Annotated in this window: 24 protein-coding genes; all 24 read right to left on the reverse strand. The window is 22.7% G+C overall.

The window, feature by feature from the left end:
• Nucleotides 1-115: 115 nt before the first annotated feature.
• Nucleotides 116-1387, reverse strand: a complete 1272-nt coding sequence (locus JTY60_RS02385; protein WP_434414515.1) for a hypothetical protein — start codon at nucleotides 1385-1387, stop codon at nucleotides 116-118.
• Nucleotides 1388-1394: 7 nt separating this feature from the next.
• Nucleotides 1395-2480 (reverse strand): aminopeptidase P family protein, encoded by a 1086-nt coding sequence (locus JTY60_RS02390; protein WP_434414516.1) that lies wholly within the window; start codon nucleotides 2478-2480, stop codon nucleotides 1395-1397.
• 13 nt (nucleotides 2481-2493) lie between these two features.
• The gene (gene rpmG, locus JTY60_RS02395) at nucleotides 2494-2649 is read right to left on the reverse strand and encodes a 50S ribosomal protein L33 (RefSeq protein ID WP_434414518.1); all 156 of its coding nucleotides are present in this window, start codon (nucleotides 2647-2649) and stop codon (nucleotides 2494-2496) included.
• Nucleotides 2639-3526, reverse strand: a complete 888-nt coding sequence (locus JTY60_RS02400) for a deoxyribonuclease IV (RefSeq protein ID WP_434414520.1) — start codon at nucleotides 3524-3526, stop codon at nucleotides 2639-2641. The genes rpmG and JTY60_RS02400 overlap by 11 nt, the downstream gene beginning before the upstream one ends.
• 27 nt (nucleotides 3527-3553) lie before the next feature.
• Complete coding sequence (locus tag JTY60_RS02405; protein ID WP_434414521.1) at nucleotides 3554-4300, reverse strand: Nif3-like dinuclear metal center hexameric protein; 747 nt, start codon at nucleotides 4298-4300, stop codon at nucleotides 3554-3556.
• The gene (locus JTY60_RS02410) at nucleotides 4290-4976 is read right to left on the reverse strand and encodes a tRNA (adenine(22)-N(1))-methyltransferase TrmK (RefSeq protein ID WP_434414522.1); all 687 of its coding nucleotides are present in this window, start codon (nucleotides 4974-4976) and stop codon (nucleotides 4290-4292) included. Before JTY60_RS02410 ends, JTY60_RS02405 begins: the two co-directional genes overlap by 11 nt.
• On the reverse strand, nucleotides 4957-6228 hold the full coding sequence (locus tag JTY60_RS02415; RefSeq protein ID WP_434414523.1) for a sigma-70 family RNA polymerase sigma factor: 1272 nt from the start codon (nucleotides 6226-6228) through the stop codon (nucleotides 4957-4959). The genes JTY60_RS02410 and JTY60_RS02415 overlap by 20 nt, the downstream gene beginning before the upstream one ends.
• A gap of 2 nt (nucleotides 6229-6230) precedes the next feature.
• A complete protein-coding gene (locus JTY60_RS02420; protein ID WP_434414524.1) occupies nucleotides 6231-7997 on the reverse strand; it encodes a CHC2 zinc finger domain-containing protein in 1767 nt (588 codons plus the stop codon).
• Nucleotides 7987-9357, reverse strand: a complete 1371-nt coding sequence (locus JTY60_RS02425) for a glycine--tRNA ligase (RefSeq protein ID WP_434414525.1) — start codon at nucleotides 9355-9357, stop codon at nucleotides 7987-7989. Before JTY60_RS02425 ends, JTY60_RS02420 begins: the two co-directional genes overlap by 11 nt.
• Before the next feature lie 8 nt (nucleotides 9358-9365).
• Nucleotides 9366-10259 (reverse strand): GTPase Era, encoded by an 894-nt coding sequence (era, locus tag JTY60_RS02430; RefSeq protein ID WP_434414526.1) that lies wholly within the window; start codon nucleotides 10257-10259, stop codon nucleotides 9366-9368.
• The gene (ybeY, locus tag JTY60_RS02435) at nucleotides 10259-10732 is read right to left on the reverse strand and encodes an rRNA maturation RNase YbeY (RefSeq protein ID WP_434414527.1); all 474 of its coding nucleotides are present in this window, start codon (nucleotides 10730-10732) and stop codon (nucleotides 10259-10261) included. The genes era and ybeY overlap by 1 nt, the downstream gene beginning before the upstream one ends.
• 79 nt (nucleotides 10733-10811) lie before the next feature.
• On the reverse strand, nucleotides 10812-11783 hold the full coding sequence (locus tag JTY60_RS02440) for a hypothetical protein (protein WP_434414528.1): 972 nt from the start codon (nucleotides 11781-11783) through the stop codon (nucleotides 10812-10814).
• Nucleotides 11741-12121, reverse strand: coding sequence for a hypothetical protein (locus JTY60_RS02445; RefSeq protein WP_434414529.1), 381 nt, complete (start codon nucleotides 12119-12121; stop codon nucleotides 11741-11743). Before JTY60_RS02445 ends, JTY60_RS02440 begins: the two co-directional genes overlap by 43 nt.
• A gap of 3 nt (nucleotides 12122-12124) precedes the next feature.
• Nucleotides 12125-12499, reverse strand: coding sequence for a hypothetical protein (locus JTY60_RS02450; protein WP_434414530.1), 375 nt, complete (start codon nucleotides 12497-12499; stop codon nucleotides 12125-12127).
• Nucleotides 12500-12515: 16 nt separating this feature from the next.
• The gene (locus tag JTY60_RS02455; protein ID WP_434414531.1) at nucleotides 12516-13481 is read right to left on the reverse strand and encodes a hypothetical protein; all 966 of its coding nucleotides are present in this window, start codon (nucleotides 13479-13481) and stop codon (nucleotides 12516-12518) included.
• On the reverse strand, nucleotides 13474-13869 hold the full coding sequence (locus JTY60_RS02460; RefSeq protein ID WP_434414532.1) for a hypothetical protein: 396 nt from the start codon (nucleotides 13867-13869) through the stop codon (nucleotides 13474-13476). The genes JTY60_RS02455 and JTY60_RS02460 overlap by 8 nt, the downstream gene beginning before the upstream one ends.
• A gap of 83 nt (nucleotides 13870-13952) precedes the next feature.
• Nucleotides 13953-15755 (reverse strand): translation elongation factor 4, encoded by a 1803-nt coding sequence (gene lepA / locus JTY60_RS02465; RefSeq protein ID WP_434414533.1) that lies wholly within the window; start codon nucleotides 15753-15755, stop codon nucleotides 13953-13955.
• Nucleotides 15743-16264, reverse strand: a complete 522-nt coding sequence (locus JTY60_RS02470) for a hypothetical protein (protein WP_434414534.1) — start codon at nucleotides 16262-16264, stop codon at nucleotides 15743-15745. The genes lepA and JTY60_RS02470 overlap by 13 nt, the downstream gene beginning before the upstream one ends.
• Nucleotides 16248-17168: a methionyl-tRNA formyltransferase gene (locus JTY60_RS02475; protein ID WP_434414535.1), complete on the reverse strand. Its 921-nt coding sequence runs from the start codon at nucleotides 17166-17168 to the stop codon at nucleotides 16248-16250. Before JTY60_RS02475 ends, JTY60_RS02470 begins: the two co-directional genes overlap by 17 nt.
• A gap of 123 nt (nucleotides 17169-17291) precedes the next feature.
• Nucleotides 17292-18014 carry a hypothetical protein gene (locus JTY60_RS02480; protein ID WP_434414537.1) on the reverse strand — a complete coding sequence of 241 codons (723 nt, stop codon included), beginning with the start codon at nucleotides 18012-18014 and terminating at the stop codon, nucleotides 17292-17294.
• 19 nt (nucleotides 18015-18033) lie between these two features.
• Nucleotides 18034-18651, reverse strand: coding sequence for a Sua5/YciO/YrdC/YwlC family protein (locus JTY60_RS02485; RefSeq protein WP_434414538.1), 618 nt, complete (start codon nucleotides 18649-18651; stop codon nucleotides 18034-18036).
• A gap of 248 nt (nucleotides 18652-18899) precedes the next feature.
• On the reverse strand, nucleotides 18900-19706 hold the full coding sequence (locus JTY60_RS02490) for a Sua5/YciO/YrdC/YwlC family protein (protein ID WP_434414539.1): 807 nt from the start codon (nucleotides 19704-19706) through the stop codon (nucleotides 18900-18902).
• Nucleotides 19707-19892: 186 nt separating this feature from the next.
• Nucleotides 19893-21158, reverse strand: coding sequence for an HAD-IC family P-type ATPase (locus JTY60_RS02495; RefSeq protein WP_434414540.1), 1266 nt, complete (start codon nucleotides 21156-21158; stop codon nucleotides 19893-19895).
• Nucleotides 21152-21907: a hypothetical protein gene (locus JTY60_RS02500; protein ID WP_434414541.1), complete on the reverse strand. Its 756-nt coding sequence runs from the start codon at nucleotides 21905-21907 to the stop codon at nucleotides 21152-21154. The genes JTY60_RS02495 and JTY60_RS02500 overlap by 7 nt, the downstream gene beginning before the upstream one ends.
• Nucleotide 21908: the final 1 nt, after the last annotated feature.

Here is a 21908-nt window from a genome sequence, read left to right on the forward strand (position 1 = left end):
AATGCTAACTGCTCTTAGCTACCCTTTTTATTTTCTAGAAAATGAAAAAATTATTGTATTTTTTACTAAATATTTTAAATTAAAATTTAAAAAAAATAATTTATTTTTATTTTATTTAAATTTTTAAAAAATAAGAAAAGTTGATGATAAAAAAGAAAGTTTTTTGATACAAAAAATCAATTTTTTCAAATAAAAGATTGGTAATATCAATTTGCAAGAAAGCAAAGGGAAAAGAAATTAAAAAGAAAAAAATTGAAATTGTTTCAACAATCAAAATAAAAAAAATTGCCAAAATATTGGCTTTTTTATTTAAATACAAAGAAAAGATGCTACAAATTATAAAAATAAAAGTAGTAAGCAAAATTTTTTTGGTAATATTATTTTTTATTTTATTATTGATAAGTTCTAAAAATATAATTGCAAAAAAACCCACCATAAAACAATAAAAAAAGGCAATCGTTCCAATCATTTTTGGGAAAAACAATAAAAAAAATAAAGTGGAAAGAGATCAAACCAAAAGATTTGAATAATGATATTTAAACTTTAAAAAAAAGACAATTATTTCTTTAATAAATAACCTAAAAATTACGAGAGCAAAAGTTAATAAATAACAATAAATTAACAAAAATAAAAGAAAAACTATTTCAATTAATTTTAGGGGCAAAAATCTTTTTAAGGGAAAAAAATAAATTTTTTTTAATCAAGTAAGATATAAGCTTGAAATAATTAGATATTGTAAAAAATTATAATCTTTTGCAGCTTTTAACAAATGATTTTTGCTTGAAAAGTTGTAAAAAATTAATGATCTTAAAAATAATGATTTTAAATTTTTACCATAATTTTTAAAATTTAATAAAAAATTATTTTTGTTTTCTGAATAATTTGGTTCGTAGATAATAACATTACCCTTAATATAATTAGAAAATAAATAATTTTTGTAATTATATTTAAAAAATTGAGATTTATGGTGAAAATAAGAAATTTTTAAGGGAACTATTTTCATCCCAATAAATAGTTTATTTTGATTAAAGGAAGTTTTTTTTAAAAAAAAATAGTTTTGAAAATCCTTTTTGCAAACAAAACTATTTTTGGTTTCAGATATTATCGATAAATAATTTTTATTATTAAAAAAATTAATTGATTTGGTAATTAAAAAAGAAATTAAAAAAAATATTAAACAAAACAAAATTGCTAAAAATATTTTTAACCTTAAAAAAAATATTGAGATAATTACAAAAAAAGCATGAAAAATTCAATTATAAATTGACTGATTGTAAAAAAATATATATAAAAAAATAATTAAATAAAGAACTGAAAATACTAAAACTTTATCACTAATAAAAAATTTTCTTTTGTTATGAAATTTTTTACAATAGGTAAAAAACATAAAAAAATTAATTATTAATAATTAAAAGTTCTTTTGGAGATTTGTTTAAAGGAACACCAGAGTTCAAATCACAGACAACATCATCTTCAATTCGAACCCCACCAACATTTTCTAAATAAATTCCCGGTTCAATCGTAACAACCATATTTTTTTGATATTTGGTTTCATCATAATCGGCTACATTAGGTAACTCATGAACTTCAATGCCAAGACCATGTCCAGTTCTGTGTAAGAAAAAATCACCATATCCAGCATTTTTAATAATATTTCTAGAAACTTGATCAATTAATCTGCCAGTTTTTCCAGGAATAACATGAGAAATTGCTGATTCTTGAGCTTTTTTTACCGTCAAATAAATTTCTTTTAATTTTGAAAAATTAGGATTACAATTGACATTGCCAACAAAAATAGTTCTTGTCATATCACAACAATAACCTTGATAAATTGTCCCAAAATCAAGTAATAAGATATCGCCCTCTTTTATTTTTACATCTTTTGGGTCATAATGAGGAAATGCTGAATTAATGCCTGAGGCAACAATTGGACTAAAACTTGGACCATCACCAGAAAATTCAATAATTTTTTGCAAAATTAAATTTTTTACAAAATTTTCTGTCATTCCAACTTTGATATTTTTAGTTAAAAAATTAAAAATTTTGTCATTAATTTCGCATGCTTTTCTAATTTTTTCAATTTCTTTGAGAGATTTTACAAGACGCAAATTTTCTGTGGCTGTCGGAATTAAATTTTTATCTTGAAGCACTGCTTTTAGTGACAAAAAATCACTATAACTTGAATATTTTTTTTCAAAACCAATATTTTTTAAGAAAAGTTTGTCGAGTAAAATATTTAGATCAGAAAAATAGTTATTTGTAAGAATAAACTCATCAATGTTTTCACAATTTTTGTCATTTTTAATGCGATTAAAATATCTAGCATCTGCCAAAAAATAATTTTTGTCTTTTGTAGCAACAATTATCCCGGCAGTTGTATCATAATTTGTCAATCAAAATCTTGTAAAACCAGAAGAAATAACTAAACAGTCAAGACCATTTTTAGAAATAAAATCAGTTAGAATTTTTTTTTTATCCATTAAAAAAAATAAATTATTTTTTTGGTCTTTCTTCATGTAAAGTGTGGCCTTTACATTTTCAACAAAATTTTTTTAATTTAATTTTTTCAGTGTTTTGTTTTTTGTTTTTTTCAGTGATGTAGTTTTCTTCGCCACATACAGTGCATTTTAGTAATATTTTAATTCTCATAATGACTTTCCTTTAGGTTAACAAAAGTTTTTTTTCTAATTATATCAATTTCTTCTCGATACATGGGAACATTATTAATGTAAGGGGTTTCTAAAATTTTTACAATATTGTTTAATTTTATATGAAAAATAAAATTTATTAGGGGTTTAAAGCCAATACAACCACAGCCAATATTTTCATGACGATCTTTTCTTGAATTTTGTAAATTTTTTGAATCATTTACATGAATACAAAAAATTTTTTCAATTCCAATTAAGTTGTCAAAATGCTCTAAGACAGCATCAAGATTGTTAATAATATCATAACCTGAATCATGTAAATGACAACTGTCAAGGCATACTCCAATATTTTCTTTATCATTTACATGATCTAGAATATATTTTAAATGTTCAAAACGAAAACAGATTTCAGTTCCCTTCCCAGCCATCGTTTCTAAAGCAATTTTTACTTGATATTTTTTTAAATCAATTTGATTTAAAGAATCGATACAATTTAAAATTCCTGAAAATAGATCAGAACTTAAATAGTTTCCTGGGTGTAAAACAAGCGTTTTAGCCCCAATTGCAGCCGTCCTTTTTATTTCTTCTTCTAAAAAATTAACCGAAAATTGTTTTTTTATCTTATCGATTGGATTGGAAACATTAATAATGTATGGACAATGAACAACAACATTTTCTAAGGGGATGTTTGCTTTTTCTAGCAATTCTTTGGCTTCTTTAATCTTAAAAAAGGCAGTTGGTTTTCGAATGGTATTCTGAGGGGCTCCAGTGTAAATCATTAAGGCGTTTGCCTTGTATTCTATTGCCTCTTTAACACTTCCAAAAAAATAATTGGGAGCCTTTAATTGGCAGTGAGAACCAATAAGTAGTTGGTACATATATATTAATTATATAACTTTTTAGAACTATTTTGTTAATATTTCAATAGAGTCTAAGTAATAAATTTTTTTTTTTAAAAATTTTTTTTTTAAGAAAAAAAACAAATTTTTAAATAATAAAATTTCAATTTCATGGCCAATATCAATAAGATTAATTTTGTTATCTTTGGCAAAAATAAAATCTGATAATTTTACATCACCGGTAATAAAAGTGTTAATTTTTGGATCATGTTTTAAAATATTTGGAATTAAGCTTGCACCAGCACCAGAAATAAAGGCAATATTTAAAATTTTATCTTCAAAAAAAACATATCTTATGGGAGCTTTTAAAGTTTTTTTAAGTTTTCTTAGTAATTTTTCTGGCAAAATTTTTTTATTAATTTTTGCATAAGTTTCTTTTAAATAAACTTTTTGATTGGTAAAAAAATTTTTTGCTAAAAAATAATTTAATCCGTTTGGTAGAACATCTAGGTTTGTGTGGAGGGAAAAAACAGTAATTTGGTTTTTTTCAAGTAATAAAAATTTTTTTTGTAAAAATTCATTTTCAAAAGCCTTTACGGGGTTTGGATATAAAATTGGATGGTGTGTAACAATTAAATTTAGTTTTTTTAAAATACAAAAATCAATTGCTTCTAGGGTTACATCAGTAGTAACTAAACATCCCAAAAATTTATCTTGCAAATTACCAAATTGAAATCCAGAAATATCATTTTCCATTTGTTTTGATAAGGGATAATAACTTTCTAAAAAATCAATAATTTTTTTATGTTTCATAAGAAAAAAAAGTTGTCAAATAATTATTAATAATTTTTAACTTTTGTGCAGAAATATTTTTATTCAATTTAATTTTTTGATAATTTTTGTGTAAATAATCGTAATAAAACTGATTATTTTCAAATCTCAATTTATTTCCAAGATATAAATCAACTAACGTAAAAACTTTAAACTTTTTTTTGGTATTTACTTTACAAATATATTGATAAATATTGTTTTCTAAAATAAAATACTCTTTTTCTATGTATCAATCAAAAGAAAAAATAATAAATCGTAGTCGGTCAATTTTTTTATCAACATTAAAGATAAAATAATCAACTGTAACATGGTGATTGTTTTTTAAAATTTCATTAATTGTATTGACTCCAACACCAGAAATAATGACACAATTATAATGATTTAATGGAAGGCTTGAGATTTTATCAATTTGTAAATAAGAGACGTTTTTTGGACTTTGAAAAAGTTTTTCGAAATTATTTTTGCAATTATTTAATGGTAGCGATTTATTGTCAACAGCAGTTAAAAAGTGTTTATCTTTAAAGTTTAAATATAAATTTAGCAAAATTTTTCCATGATCGCAACCAAAATCGACAATTGAGCGATAATTTTTAACAAGATTATAAATAATTAAAAGTCTATCTGATAAAAAAAGTTGCTTATTTTTTGACAAATTCATACAAATGTTTCGAATTTATCGGATGCTTTAGTTTTTTGATAATTTTATTTTCTATTTGACGAATTCTTTCTTTTGAAAGATGAAATTTTCTTCCAATTTCTTCAAGACCTCATTCTCTGCCATATGGTTCAATTCCATAGCGCATTTTAATAATTGCTTCTTCTTTTTTGCTCAAAACATTTTTAAAGACTAAATCAACCTGTTTTTTTAACATTTCTTTAAAAACATTTTCATGGGGATTAATCGAGTTTGGATTTTTTACAAAGTCTCCAAAATAACTATCATCATCGTTTTTTATTGGTCTTTCAAGACTTATTGGGTCATTTGCAATTCTTTTAATATCTCTTAGTTTTTTTTGATTTAAATTTGGATAAAATTTTTTAATTTTTTGTAAAATCTCTTGGTTGGTTGGAACTCGATGGTTTTGTTCCATTAAGTCTTTTTCGATTTGACTTAATTTATTTACAATCTCGACCATATGAACAGGAATTCTAATAAGACGACTTTGATCGGCAATTGATCTCGTAATTGCCTGTCTAATTCATCAAGTTGCGTAAGTTGAAAACTTAAAACCTCGTTTATAATCATATTTTTCAATCGCTTTTAAAAGACCCATATTCCCCTCAGAAATTAAATCACCAAATTCAACTCCTTTGTTTAGGTATCTTTTAGCATTTGCAACTACTAATCGTAAGTTACTTTCAATTAATTGCTTCCTTGCGTTGTTCGAAATTTCTGGATTTTTAGATAAAATTTTTTTGGCAAGATCTAATTCTTCTTTGTGAGTTAAAAGTCGCTTTTTACCAACAAGATTTAAGTAATCACGAACACTATCAGCAATTTTTTCGCGATTTGATAAATTTGAAATATAAGAAACATTTATTTTTTCATCTCTGTCATAATTTTTTTCTAGATTTAAATATTTTTCTAAAATTTTTACTTCTTCTTCAATTTTATCTAAGTCTTTTCCAGAAAAATCATCATCTTCAAAGATTGAAGAAGATGCCGTAATATCTGAAATTACATTTTTATTTTTAAAAAAGTCAATTTCTTGGTTATTTTTTTTAACTAAATATAATTTTGAATTTTTATCACTTTTAAAAAGTGATTTTTTTATTTTTAAATTTTTTGTAATTGAAAAATTTATTTTTTTGACAACTTCTTTTTTTAAATTTTTCTTTTGTTTTGAAGTCAAAGAATAAAAAAGAGTTTTTTTCTTTTTTGTTAGCAAGTTAGTTTTTTTTATTTCCATGTTTAATAAATAAGATCAGATTGTTTTTGGTTAATAAGAGCAATTTTTTTTTCTAAAAGGTTAATTAAGAAATTAATTCTTAAAATATCTTTCAATAAAAGATTATTTTCATTCACAAGAAAATTTTTTAAATTTAAAATTTCTTTTTTGCAATCCAACAAAGTAAGTTTTAAGACGGCAAGCTTAAATTTTTTTGGATCGTAATTTTGATACTCTTCGCGAATATAGTTTAAAATATTTTTTTCAGAATTAAAAAAATTTTTATAAAAAGCATTAGAAACCAGTACTTTTTTTAAATCACCCTTATTATTTATTTTACCAAAAAAATTATTATTTATTGCAGTAAGTAAAAAATTGTGAGACTTTTTTTTTAAGTCAACTCCAATTTCATCAACAAACAACTTATTTTCATCATTAAAAAAACAATTTGATAAAATAAATGACTGGTATTGCATAATATTTATAACCTTTTTTTCTTTTGGTTTTGAAGTTTCTTTAGAAGTAAAGTTTTTATTTTGAAAAAAATAATCTGAAATGGTTGCTTTATCAATTTTAGTCTTTTTACTTAAAAAATCGATGACAATTTCTTTATTTAAATTATTTAAACAAAAAATAAATGGTTTAAAAAATTGAAAAAAATCTTCATTAATTGGGGTGTTTTTATTTTTTAGATTTCAAATAAGATATAAATATTCATATCATGTTATTGGTTCTTCTAAATATAATTTTTTTAGTTTTTCTTCATTGTATTTTTGTAAATATTCATTGGCATCTTTTGCTTTTAAATCGTATTTTATGCATAAAATTTTAGAGAAATTACGCTTTAATAACAAGTAAATTACTTTTTTTGTAAATTCTTGCCCTGCTTCATCAAAATCAAAGCTTAAAATTACTTTTGAAAACTTTAAAAGATAAGTTAAGCAATAATCTGATAAACTTGTTCCCATAGTTGCAGCAACATTTTTTAAATCGCATGATACAAGACTAAATACGTCAAAATATCCTTCAACTAAAATTATATAGTCAATAATTTGTTTTTGTTCTCAAGCTAAATTAAAGTTATAAAGTACTTCATTTTTATTAAAAAGTGGTGTTTCTTTAGAATTTAGATATTTTAAATTTTTAACTACCTTTGGAATCCCAAAAAAACCAACAATTTTTTGGTTCAAATTAAAAATAGGAAAAATATAAAAATTATTAAAGGTAGGACTACCATTTTCTAAAATTAAATTTAAATCTAATAAAAACTTTTCATCATATTGTTTTTTTTTCAAAACATTAATAACACTGACATCACAGTAACCACAGTTTAAAGTTTTTAAAGTTTTTAAACTAATTTTTCTTTTAAAAAAAATTGTTTGATTGTATTTTTCATTCTCTAAAAAATTATATTTAGCAATTTTTAAAAAATCTAAATTGCATTCATAAAATTTATCAAAATTAAATGAAGTTTCAGAAGTTTCTTGTTTTTCTTCTAACTGAAGGTCTAAATCTAAGATTTCGATAATTTCTTTTACAGCATCATATAAAGAAATTTTTTTAAAATCACGAACAAAAGTAACTCCATTCCCTTTAGCATTGCAAGAAAAGCACTTAAAAATTTTTTTTTGTGAAGAAACTGAAAGTGAGGGATTAGTATCATTGTGAAATGGACATAATCCCACATAATTTGAACCTTTTTTTTTTAGTTCAATGTAATTTCCAATAATTTCATTAATACTTACATTGTTTGTAATGTAATCGTAGGCTTGTTTTAAATTACATTTCATTAATAATTTTATCAATTTCTAAATCAATATTTTGAATGCTAATTCTTTTTTGTTCTTTACTATCGCGAAATCTTAAAGAAACACAATTGTCGTTTAATGAATCGAAATCAAAAGTAATTGCAAAAAAAGTTCCAATAGCGTCATATTTGTGGTAAAGTTTTCCAATAGAAGCATTATCTTGAAAAATTACTCGATATTTTTTAATTTTTTTCAGCGATAAATAAACTTTTTTGGCATCATCTTTTAGTTTTTTTGCTAAAGGAAAAACAGCAATTTGATAAATTGAAAGATCAAATGGAATTTTTAAAAAAACTCTTTTCTCATCTTCTTCATAGTAATCAATAAGCAAGGCCAACATTAGTCTTTCGATGCCAATACTTGGTTCGATAACTGATGGAATAAAACTATGCTTAGTTTCTTCATCAAAAATTTTTAAATTGGAATTTGAATTACGAATATGATTTTCTAAATCAAAAGTACCTCGATTACAAATGCCTAAAAGTTCTTTTCATCCAAAAGGAAAATTAAACATTATGTCTGTGGTTTTTTTGCTGTAATGAGCTAATTCTTTTTGATTATATTGATATTTTTTTAAATTTTCTTGAGAAATTTTTAAATCATTTATAAGATACAAAAAAATTTTTTCTGTAAAAAAATTAAATCAATTTTCTTCATCTTCTTTTTTACAAAATAACTCTACTTCTAATTGAGTAAATTCTTTAGTCTTAAAAAAAAGATTTTTTGCCGTAACTTCATTCCTAAATGCTTTTCCAGTTTGCAAAATTGCAAATGGAATTTTAGGTCTAAAAATTTTCAAAATATTTTGAAAATTTATAAAAATACCTTGACAAGTTTCTGGTCTTAAAAAAACTTTTTTTGTTTTTTCATCAGTAAGACTATAATTTAATTCAAACATTAAATTAAATTTTTTAAATTTTGATAAATTTGTAGAATTACAATTTAAACAATGAATTTTTTTTTGTTTTAATAAAGTATCAAAAACTGTTTCATTATCTAAATTATTTTGTAAAAAATAATCTTTCAAATCATCAATTCGATTTCTAAAATTACAATCTTTGCATTCAGAATAGACGTCAAAAAAGTTTTTTAAATGGCCGCTTGCCAAAAAAACATCTTCTTTGTGAATAATTGAAGAATCTAATTGATAAAATTTTAAGTCGTCTGATAAATCTAAAAAAAAATCAGTTGTTTTTTTTATTAGTAAATTTTTAAAAATTACTCCTCTATCAGCCAAATCATATAAACTTTGAGTTCCACCATATATTTCATCGGTTGGAAAAAAAAATCCATTGTTTTTTAAAAAAGTAACAATTTTATTAAAATCTTTTTTGTTATTCATCTAAAAAATTAATTAATGGATAAAAAATTGCTTATTCAATGTTTTGTTGGCTTTACATGAAGTTGCAAATATACTTTTTGACCTAATAAATTTTCAATTTTTTGACGAGAAATCATCCCAATTTTTTTAATATTTTCCCCATTTTTACCAATAAAAATAATCTTTTGACTATTTTTTTTTAATAAAATAGAAACATAAATAATTAGCATGTTTTTTTCTTCATTTTTTTTAATTAAATCTACCAAAACAATGGAATCATATGGAATTTCACATCGTAAATGTTCAAAAATTGTTTCTCTTATTAATTCAGATATTTGAAAATTTGAAGAAGTTAAAACTTCTTGTTCTTTTTCGTAAAAAAAGAAAGGGTTTTTTAAATAAGCAGTTGAAGTTTCTAAAAGATGATCAGTATTTAGTTCATTAACACAAGAAATAAAAAAAACTTCTTTAAAGTTTATTTCTTTAAAAAAAGATAAAACTTTATTTTTAAAAATTAAAAGTTCTGGTTCTTTTAATAAATCACTTTTTGTTATTAATAAAAAAATATCGTTTTTTAATTTTTTTAAAAAATTTAAAATATTTGTTGTTCTTTCATCAAACTTACAATTACATGGACATAAAAAATAAATTAGATCAACATCTTTTATGGCCTTATTAACTTCTTTTCCCATCAATTCATTTTCTTTGGAACCACCTTTGTGAACTCCTGGGGTGTCAATAAAAATAAATTGAAACTTATTTTTATAAACAAAAACACACCTAATAAAATTTCTTGTTGTTTGCGCTTTAAAAGAAGTAATAACAATTTTTTTTTTAAAAATTGTATTTATTAAAGTAGATTTTCCAGCATTAGGTTCCCCAATTAAAGTAACAAATCCAGAAAATTCATTGTTTTTATCCATTAATTAATACTTTTTTGCAAATCAAAAATATAGTCCTGAACAAAAAACATTTCATCACTAGTAATTTCATCGGTATGATCGTATCCAAATAAATGTAAAACTCCATGAATAAAAACATTTTTTATTTCATCAAAAAGACTATTATCTGAAAGATTTTTTTCAATATATGAAGTACAAATAAAAACATCTCCAAGTTCAACAACTTCTTCTTTGGTCAAAATTTCTTTGTATTCTAACTTAAAAGGAAAAACTAAAACATCGGTAGGATTAGGTGACTTATAAATTGAGTTAATTTTTTTAATTTTTGATTCTGTTACAAAAATTAATGCGAAAAGATATTTTGTTTCTAATTTTAAATAATTTGCAATATCATTGCAAATTTTTTCAAAAGAAGGATAAAGTTCCAAAATAATTTGTTTAGATTTTGAATCTTTTATGTAAATTTTAAACTCTAAGTTGCTGCTAGAAGCCATAATTAAATTTTTCTTACTTTAAATAAGTATATAAATTTTATTATAATTTTTTTTTATTTAAATTATTTTAAGTAAAAATTTATTTTCAAAATTTTCATCATTTTTTTTTAGATGATTTATTTTTTTCAGATTCTTCAAAAATTTCTTGCTGATTATTTACTATATTTTCTTTGTTTTCTTGTGCTAAAAAAGACATGTTTTCGTGTTTAACTTTTTGATTTAATAAAGAAATATTTGTTTCTTTAGCTTCTTGGCTTAATAAAAACATATCTTGCAAATGTTTTTCATAAGTTTCATCCTCAATTACTGCAGGATCTTGCAACAATCTTGAAATTTCTTCACGTAATTTAGTATATTTTGAAATATTTTTGGCACAAAAGTTATAAACATTTGATAAATGTTCTGTTAGGTGATAATATTTTGGTTTTATTAGCTTCAACTCTTCATTAAAAAAACGATTTTTACGAATAAATTCAATTGCAGTTCCAACTTTTCACTTATTTCCAAATCTTTGATAAAAGTTTTGTCCAAGCATAGATCATAAAATTATATGAGTTGATACTTCCGATAATTTTGAAAAATAAGGCGGTGTATTTGGCGACATAGCATATAAGTTAACTCTATCGATAAGATAAGGATTATAAGTTTTTCCATAAATTTTTGAAATTACCAGATCATTTAAATGATATCTATAAATAGTTTTTTCTAAGTTTATTTCTTTTGCGGGTTCAGAGTATAAGATTTTTTTAATTTTTGTTCATTGATAACCAGCAGTTATTGTTCTTCAAGGATAAACTGTATGTCTTAAATGATCGGCTCTTGGATATTTTAATCAATCAAAAAAATCAGTGCTAGTTATTGTTAAAGGACGTCTTTTTTCTACTAAATCACTTAATTTATATGTTTTATCATCAAGACAATTTTTCCCCAAAAAATGTAAAATGTTTCTTGATTTTCTTCTAATTTTTATTAACAAACTAATTTGTTTTTCGAGTTCATAAAACATTTTTATATAATTTGCTTGTTGATATAAGTTTGCGGGAATAATCATTCAACTGGCATCAAATCCTCATTTTGTAAAACGTAGCAGAGATCTAGAACATTGCCAGCATTGTTTTCAAATAAATATGAATTACCTTTAAAAAAATAATAAAAAAACAAATTTAAACAAATTTTCTTATTATTATTTTTCAAAATTGTAATATTTTGTGATAAAAAAATGTTGTTAGTTTTTAAAAAATTTATTTTTCCAAAAGGAAGCGACATAGTAAATACAAAATCATCATAATTGGCTTTTGTAAATTTATTTTTAATAACATCATCTGGAAAGTAAGAAAATTTATCATTTTCTTCAATATATAATTTATCATCATTTTTTTTTTTTTTCATCAACTATTTAAGAGATACTTTTTTTTTCATTTTTTTTTTATCTTCGCGTTTGTTTCTTTTTGTGAGTTTCTTTTGCAGAAAAAAAAAAAATATTACCTTTTTTATAAGTAAAAATATCTTTCCATAAACCAATGTATAGTCAAAAGTTGGAAAGTAAAAATTTTTTCAAAAGTGATATTCTTTTCAGTAAACATTTTTACAATTATTTTTTTGAAATCCAAAAACATTAGATTTTAAAAGTTCATCTAAATATGATAAATATAGAGCGTTTAAGCAAAATTTTCTTTTGTATTGTAATTCTTCAATTGATAAATTATTTAAATTTAATTTATCAATAAAATAAGTACTTAAATCAAAAAAATCTTGATTATTTTTCATTAATTATTTTCTAGCCTTAATCAACACCAAATCATCAGTAAAGAGCTTTTTTGTTTTTGGCTTTCTTTTTTAGTTTTTTTTCTGATAATTTTTTTTTAACTTTTGAAAGTTCATCCATTTCATTTTCTACAAAAGAAACATCAATAAAATCATCATCCAATTGATTTTTTTGTGATCTTGTTGAAAATTTTTTTTTATATGGAACGATTTTCTTATTTGAAGAAATTTTTTCAATACCATAGTTTGACCCAGAAAAATAGTTACCATAATTATTATTATCACTAGAATCACTTAATGAGGCAAATAAAATTTTTGAAGCGTCATGGTAATTAAATAAAATAAATTTTAATCAACAAAAAATAAAAGCAAAAGAAAATCCAAAAGAAATTATAAAAATAAAGTACCCTTTAAATTCTTCTTTCGATATGTAGTTAAAGTGATTTAAAAGAAAAGTATAAATTAATGAAGATGTAATAAAAGCTAAAATATATAATAAAAAATAATTAATATTTTTTTTAAATAAGGGAATAATCATTAAAATATGATCGGTAAATCAAGACTTTTCTTCAACAATTTCTTTTTTCTTTCATGATAATAAATTAAATGTTGCAATTAAATTATGAAAATTTATTAGATTAAATAAGGATCAAAGAAAAAAATAAATAATTAAAGCATTGAAAAAGAAATTTAAAGAAAACTTGTAAACATCATTTGGATAATTTAGAACAAAAAAAGTATTTACTGAAGAAAAAATAAAAAAACTTAAAAAGCAAGCAAGAAATAAAAATAGTAAAAATCTTTTAAACTTTATAATTTGAAAAAAAATTAAAAATTTTGGATCTTCTGGAGATATTTGGGTTTTTTCATTGTCTTTGTCAATAACCATAACCCCTTTTTTAAAATCAGAAAGGGCTTTTTTCTTTTTGTAAAAAAAAGAAAAGTCATTGGTTTTTTCTTTATCAGAAATAAATTTTTTACTCATCAGATTTTTCCTTATCAAGTCTTTCCTTCAATTTTATGACTTCGGTTTTAAACTTTTCAATGGGATCGAATAACTCATCATCAGTTGAGTCATCAATTGGTTTCTTATTCTCTAAATCAAAATCAAAATCTGTTGTACTTGTCGTACTAGTGGCTTTGTCATATGAAGTATCTAGGGTGTTTAAATCGGTTGTTTGACCATCATTAAAATTTTTATTTTTTGTAATTAGGTTGCTTGTTTCAGCAATTGATCGATTTTTTTTCTTTAAAATTCAAAAAATTAATCAAATTAAAAAAATAACAAAAAGTACAAAGAAAACTAAAACAGTTAATAAAAGAACAACGGTATCTTCCTCAGTTCACTGAAAAAGAAAAAATGATGGGTTCATGACTTTATATATTTTAATTAATTATAAGATAAATCAAAAGAGAATTTATAAAATACTCCAATTTTTTCCTTAAAATTTATTTTTTATTTGTTTTTAATCTTACTTGTTTCAAACAATTGATTGAAAACAGAGGTTGGAATTTCAACTTTTCCAAACTGTTTCATTTTCTTTTTACCCTCTTTTTGATTTTCTAAAAGTTTTTTTCTTCTACTAATGTCACCTTTATGAATAATATTCAAGTCTTTTTTAATTGCCCCAATTGTTTCTCTTGCAATAATCTTATTATTAATAACAGCCTGAATCGGAATTTCAAAGTTTTTTCTTGGAAGCATTTCTTTTAATTTTTTTACTAATTTTTTAGCTCTTTCATATGAAGATTGTTTATCAGTTAAAAAACTTAATAAATCAATTTTTTGTTTGTTTAATAATACATCAACTTTTACTACTTCAACCGGTAAAGAATCAATAAATTCATAATCAAAATGACAATAGCCTTTACTAACCGTTTTTATCTCATCAATTAAACCAAAAATAACTTCAGAAAATGGTAAATGAAAAACAATTAATTGGGTATCATCAAATAAAAATTCCATATTTTTAAATACTGATCTTTTAGTATTTAGCAACTTTATGACACTACCAATATATTGAATGTCACAATAAAGGCTTAAAGAAACTCATTTTTCTTTAATTGATTTAATTTTTTTAGGATCGTATTCTGAGGGATCAGAAATTTCTGTCATTTCATTGTTTTTTAATTGAACTTCATAGACAATATTGGGTTGAGTTACAATTAGGTTAATCTTATGCTCTGTTTCTAATCTTTGACAAGTAATTTCTGCATGTAAAACCCCTAAAAAACCACATCTAAATCCCATTCCTAAACTTTGAGTCGATATAAAGGAAATATTTAAACTTGAGTCGTTTAGCTTTAGGCGATAAAAAGCTTTTTTAAAGCTATCAAAATCTTTTTGATCGTAAGGAAATAATGAAAAATAAAGTAATGGTTTTATTTTTTGATAACCAGGAATTGGTAAATTTAATTTATTTTGTTTTAAAAAAATTGTATCCCCAATTTCAATGTCATCAATATTTTTAATACCACAAATTAAATAACCAATCTCACCAGCATGTAAAACATTTAAGGGTTTAAATTCAGGAGTCCTGACTCCAACTTCTAAAACTTTAAAATAAGTTTTTTTGTAAAAAAAAGTAACTATGTCGCCAGTTTTTAGTTCACCATCATAAACTTTAATGTATAAAACAACTTTTTGATAAGTATCATAAAAACTGTCAAAAATAAGCGCTCGAAACTCATTATTTAAAGTAATTGGGGGTTTTATTTGTAAAATTACTTTTTCTAATAATTTGTCAATATTAATCCCATTTTTAGCACTAATTTGCAAACTATCTTGATTAATTTTTAAAATTTTTTTAACTTGATTATTAACTTTTTCATAATCGAAGTTTTTCATATCGCATTTATTAATTGCTGGAATAATTGATAAATTTTGTTTTCTTGCAAGTCTTAAATGTGATATGGTTTGAGCTTGAATTCCTTTAGTTCCATCAATTACTAAAATTACTCCATCACAAACTTCAAGAGATCTTGAAACTTCATAAGAAAAATCTACATGCCCTGGAGTATCAATTAAATGAAAAGTGTATATTTCATTTTTATACTCATAATAAAGTCTGATGGAGTTTAATTTTACAGTGATCCCTCGATCTCTTTCAATCTTTAACTCATCCATTAGTAATTCAGTTTTTAATTTTTTTACTTTTTTACAAATTTCAATAATTCTATCAGCAAGAGTGCTTTTTCCATGATCAATGTGAGCAATAATTGAAAAATTTCTAATATTTTTAATATTTATTTTATTCATATATCGTCAATCAAAGTTAAATTAGATTTTAATAATAAGTAACCTAGTAATGAACCAATACTAATTGCAGAAATTACTTGAAGAAAATTTCAATATAAACTACTTATCGCAAAACTAATACCATATAAAGCAATTTCATAAAAAAAATATCCAAAAAGAACAAGTGCCTGGGAAATACATAAAAAAATAAAATATCAAAAAAATTTTCTTTGGTGAAAAGTCATCAAAAATAAACTTATTAATTTAATGAAAAATGTAATTGGAGCGTAAATTGCAGCATTGTTTAAAAGATCACCAACAACATAAACAAAACTCATTGATATAACATAGATATAACTAGTTGTTATTAGACAACCTAGAAATAAAAAAGCATCGGCAAATTGTAAATAGCCACCTTCATTGCCGATTGCTTGAATTTTTAAAAAAGCTAAACAAAGAAGAATAAATGCCCCATAAATCCCACAAAAAGCAATAATTTTTATTTGATTTTCTTTATTGTGTCTGATCATAATTTTTAAAAATTAACTTTCCATTAAGAAAACTTTTGATATTTAAAATTTTTTTACCTTCTTTTTGAATTTTTAAGATATTGATAAACCCGTTTAAACAATAAATTTTTAGTTGATTTTTAGACAAAATAATTGTTTTTGGCAAAATAGTTTCTTTTGTCTCAAAAAAATTACATTCATCAATGAAAAATAAATTATTTTTAAAACAAAAATATGGTAAATCAGATTTTGGAAATGATCTAATAAAATTGTACACATCTAAAACGTTTTTTTCAAAATTAATTTTTCTTTTTGAAAAGGTAATCATTTTAGAAATTGTTTCTTTTGATTTATCTTGTTTTATTAAAGAAAAGTTGTTTTGATAATATTCATTGATTCATTTAGATAAATTTTTATGAACAATTTCTTTAATTTTTGAAAGAACTGATAAATAATTATCTTTTATATCAATTAAAAAAGGTTCCATCTTTATAATATCGCCGCTATCCACTTCTTTTGCAATTTTTATTATGCATACAGCAGATATTGGATCATGCCTAATTGAATACACAATTGGAGAAGGTCCTTTTCACCTTGGAAGAAATGAAGGATGAAGATTAAAAGTATCTTTTACAAAATTAATTACTTTTAAGGGAAAAATTGCCCCAAATGAACAACAAAAAATTGATGTTATGCTTTTTTCTTTAAAAATTTTTAAAATATCGTTTCAAAAAGTTTTATTTTTTTCAAAATTTAAAAAAAAAATCTTATTTTTTTGGCAAAAAAGAAAGATAGGATCTTTTAATAAATTTTTTTGTTTGTTCTTTACAACAACAAGTTTTAAAGCAACGCTTTTTGATAAAACAAGGTTTTTTAATGATTCAAAAGATAAATCATCGCTTCCAAAAAAAGCAAAATTATTCATTTTCGGTAAAAAAAGCAATAACTGCAAAAATTACGCTACAAAAAACTCCTGCAAAAACAAATAATAAGATAACCATTTAGTTATTTTAAAACAAAAAATAAGATTTTAGATAAATAAATAGTTTTAATCATCTAAATATTTATTTATTATATTTTTAATCTTTGAGGCGTATCTACCCTCTCTTAAAATTGAAAAATTATTATCAATATTTATAATTGTTGGAGTAAATTTTCCAACAGCATAAGGATAGGTGGGATAGGTGAAATAAAAAGATGAAAAATAAATTGTTGTTTCTTTTGCAAATTTTTTAATCTCTTTAGTTTTGTTTGGAAATTCTGAAAAAAATAAAGGTCCTTTTTCATCTAAAAAATAAACCATAAGACCAGAAAAATAAGAGAACCCAGAATAATATCTTTTTTTAATTTTTTCTTGAGAAATCAACGACTTTAAAAAAATAGTAATTTTTACCGAGTCACCTTCAAAATAAAAATCATCTTTATATTCTTCAATTAAATAATCTTTTGAAATCTGAAATATTGGATGATATTTGTTAACTTTTTGAATTAAAAAAATTTGTTCGTCAGTTAAATCAAAATAAATAAGTAATTGATTTATCGATAAAAAAATAAAAAAACTATTAGATTTAATTAAACTTAGTTGTTTTAACTTTTGGTAGTTTTCTTTAAATGATAAAGAAAAAATACCACATCTAAAATTAAATTTTGCAAAAAAAAATCGATTATTGTCGGTTTTTTGTAAAAGAAATTTTAACTCTTTTTTAAGTGCAGCTAATCGAGCAATTCGTCGATTGTTAATTGCAAGAGCAGGATAAAAGTTATTGTGCATAATTTTTTAATTTAATAATTTATTGGTTGTCGCAACAATTAATAATTTCAGAAATATTCATTCCCTTTCTTAAAATTAAAAAATTATTATTCTCCAAATCAATAATTGTTGAAATTTTATTTTGAGAAAACCTTTTAATTAAGATTCTACAATAGAGCATTTCAGTTTTTTTAGAAAGATTTTGATAAAAAAATTGTTTTATTAATCTTAGTTTTATCCTTGGATCTTCCCCTTTATAATGACAACTTGTTGCAAACAAAGGACCAGTTTCATCAATTAAAAGTGGAACTTCTCTTGCAAATACAGAATTTTTTTTTGAAAATCAAATTCTTACAAATAAATAGTCATTTTTAGAGTAAAGAATTTCTTTGTATTCCTCTTTTACTCTACTTTTTAAAATTTTAAATGAAGGATTGAATTTTAATAATGAACAAATTAATTTAATTTGTTTTTCTTCTAAATTAAAATAATCAAGTAATTGTTCTAAACAAGAAAAAAAAATTGTAAAATTTTGATTTGTTTCTTTTATTTTATTCAATTTATTAAAGTTTTTTTTGGAAACTTTTGCAAAAATTGAAGGAACGGTGTCAAATTGAGCAATAATAAAACCATTTCTTGTAAAACAAATTTTAGCCATTAAAAATTCATTTTTTATTTTTTTTGTCTTCAAAAATTGTATTAAAGAAAATATTGCTAATGTGACACAGGAAAGAAAGATAATTGAAGTAATAATAATTAGATATAAGTTGTCAGAGTCTAATTGATATGAGTATGAAATATAGGACATTAAGAGAGGTTCTGGAATGTGAATAAAAAAATAATTTGAAAAAATTTAAGGTAATTAAAAAATTTTTATTGAATTAATTAGGTGAATAAATAGTATTTCTAATTTCGGGAAGCTAAAAGATGCTGAATATTTTCTTGAATTTTTCTTTTATATATTCCTTTTCTAATAACAGAAAATTTGCCATCTTCTAGGTCGATAATTGTTGATGGTCTTGATAATGTATTGCCCCAATAAAGAGAATAATTAAAATGAATTGAGTTTTCTTTTGCAAAACTTATAACACGATTGGGAAGTTTTCTTGGTCTTTTACCTTCATAATTACAACTTGTAGTATAAAGAGGGCCAAATTTTTTTAATAAAGCACTTGTGCATGTAAATATTCTATTACAAAAAAATCCTGATTTACATTGAGGAAAAAATCATCTTTTAGGAAAATAGATTCTAAAAACTAAATAATCGTTCGTTGAATAAAGATTTTCTTTTGATTCGTCTTTTACTCTACTTTTTAAAATTTTAAATGAAGTGTGAAACTTACCAAAAATATTTATGGCATTTATTTGTTTTTCATCTAAATTTATATGTTTTAAAACTTGTTCTAAACTTTCAAACATTAAAATCAAATTTTTATTACTACGCTTTTTTATTTTGTTAATTTTTTCAAAGTTTTTTTTATTTGCCCTACCAAAAATTCCAGGAATAGTATCAAATCTTGTGCAAAATAACTGATCATTATTTAAAACTTCACATATCGCTTTATAGTCTTTACGCAACGTATAATTAGAATATTTTAATTGAGGTATTGGTGAATTGTCATAGAAAGGATCTTCTGAATTATTTTGATTTTGGTTGTTAAAAGGGGCTTTATTATTAAAAAAATTCTTTAAATTTTTGAAGATATTGTCCATATATTGTTAATTTTATTTAAAAAAAAAATTATTAGATTGGTTTCTAATAATTTTTTTATATTAATAAGTTTTTTTAGATAAAGGGTTAGATTTCTAAAAAATATTTACAATTTTTTTTGTTTATTACTACAGACATATTTTTGTCTGTAAATCATTTTAAAATATTATTAAAACTTTTTCAAATTTTTAAATTTTTAAACGATAGAAATATAAAAATAATGCAAAAATTAAAAGAAAAATATCACTAAATATCATTATCATCCCGGAAAATACGGGGGGGATTAGGCCAAATGATGCAACAAGTGCAAAAATTAAATTGTAAACAATTGATCAGGTTAAAGAAAAAATAATAAACTTTTTTGTTCTTTTTAGTAAAAAAATAACATAAATAATATTCATTAAATTATTATTTACAAGAACAATATCAGTTTGAATGCTAGCAAGATCAAATCTTGATCCAATTCCTACGGAAATATTTGCCTCTTTTAAACTTAAAATGTCATTAATTCCATCCCCTACATAGATCAAATTTAAGTTTCTTTGATTTCTTAACGACTTTACAATTGAAAGTTTTTTTTCTGGAAGACATTTGGTAAAAATATTGTCTCTGTCAACAATTTTTTCAATATCTTCGTCATATAAATTGTTGTCTCCAGTAATAATATAAGTGTTGTATTTTAATTTTTTTAGTAAATGAAGGCAATTAATTGCCTCTTTTCTAAATAAAATTTTTTTATCAAAACCAGCAACTACTCGATTATCATAAATTAAAAAAATTTCTTGATTAAAGTTGCCAATTTTTAAATTTGAAAATCTTTTTGTGGCTTTTTCTTTGGAAATTACGGCTACTTCTTTATCGCTATATTTTCCAAAAACCCCAACTCCAAAAATTTCTTTAAAATTTGTAATGTTTACCAAGGGATAGTTTACCAACATATTAAGGATTGATTGAGCAATTGGATGTTGAGATTTTTGTTCTAATGACCTTAAAATGGAAAAATACAAAGAATTGTTGTCAAGACAAGTTAAGTTTTCAAAATAAATTTCATTTTTTGTTAAAGTTCCCGTTTTATCAAAGACAACCGTATCGATTGAAGAAATTTTGTCAATTAAATTTGGATTATTAATAATAATTTTTTTTCGATTTGCTTTCATTGAGGTGATTGCTAAAAGTAATGGAATTGTGATTCCAAGTGCGCATGGACAAAAAATAACTAAAACCGAGATCGTTGGAAAAATACAGTCCTTAAAGTTTAATGGACTGTTTAATAAACCAATTATTAAATGAATCAAAAAAGTTAAAAAAGCAATTGACAAGACAGCAAAAGTTAAGTAATTTGCAACAACCTCAGAAATTTTTTGATATTTCTGTGGGGTTTTTTTGTAATTTTTAATGGTATTAATTAAATAAGTTAGCGCAAAATCTTGATAGTTTTTGGCAACTCTTACCATAATATTATTCCCCAAATTAATATCTCCAGAGGATACATAGAATTTAAGCCAATACTTTTTGGCAATTCATCGCCAGTTCAAACTTTAGTGCTAATAATAGAACTAACTTCGTTGATAACATATCCATCAACTGGAATAATTTCGTTTTTTTTTACAAGAACAATATCGTTTATTTCAACATCTTGATAAAATTTATTTTTAGTTTTGTTAGTTCTAATATCAAAACACCTAACATATTTTGGTTGTAATTCTGACAAAAAATTGGAAGTTTTTTCGGTTTTTTGAAAAATATATTTTTCAATTCTGATTCCAATATTTGAAAAATATAACAACAATGATGCAGAATAAAAAATTACATTGTCTTTTGCTTGATCTGATAGATTATTAACGGTAAAAATATCATTAATTTGATAAAAAAAGTAAAAAAGCGAATAAAAAGTAATAATAAATGAGGAAAATAAAATAATATTGTTGATATTAATAAATTTTTTAGAAAAATTTTTAAAAAACTTTTTTATTAAATCAATTCCAACCAGCAAAAAAGTAGTTAAAAAGCAAATAATTTCTAGAATATGGTACTTAAAGATAATTAAGACGTGATTGCTAAAAAAATTGTAATTTAGAAATGCTATAAAAAGAAGGATATTTGCAACTGTTAAAAGAATAAAAGAAAAAGAAAGTAAATTTCAATTTTTTTTTGAAGTGCTTTCATCTAATTTACAACAATGATCAACGTTATGATTATTCATA

The sequence above is a fragment of the symbiont of Argiope bruennichi genome (assembly GCF_051094275.1).
Taxonomy (GTDB): Bacteria; Bacillota_I; Bacilli_A; order Mycoplasmatales; family SG1.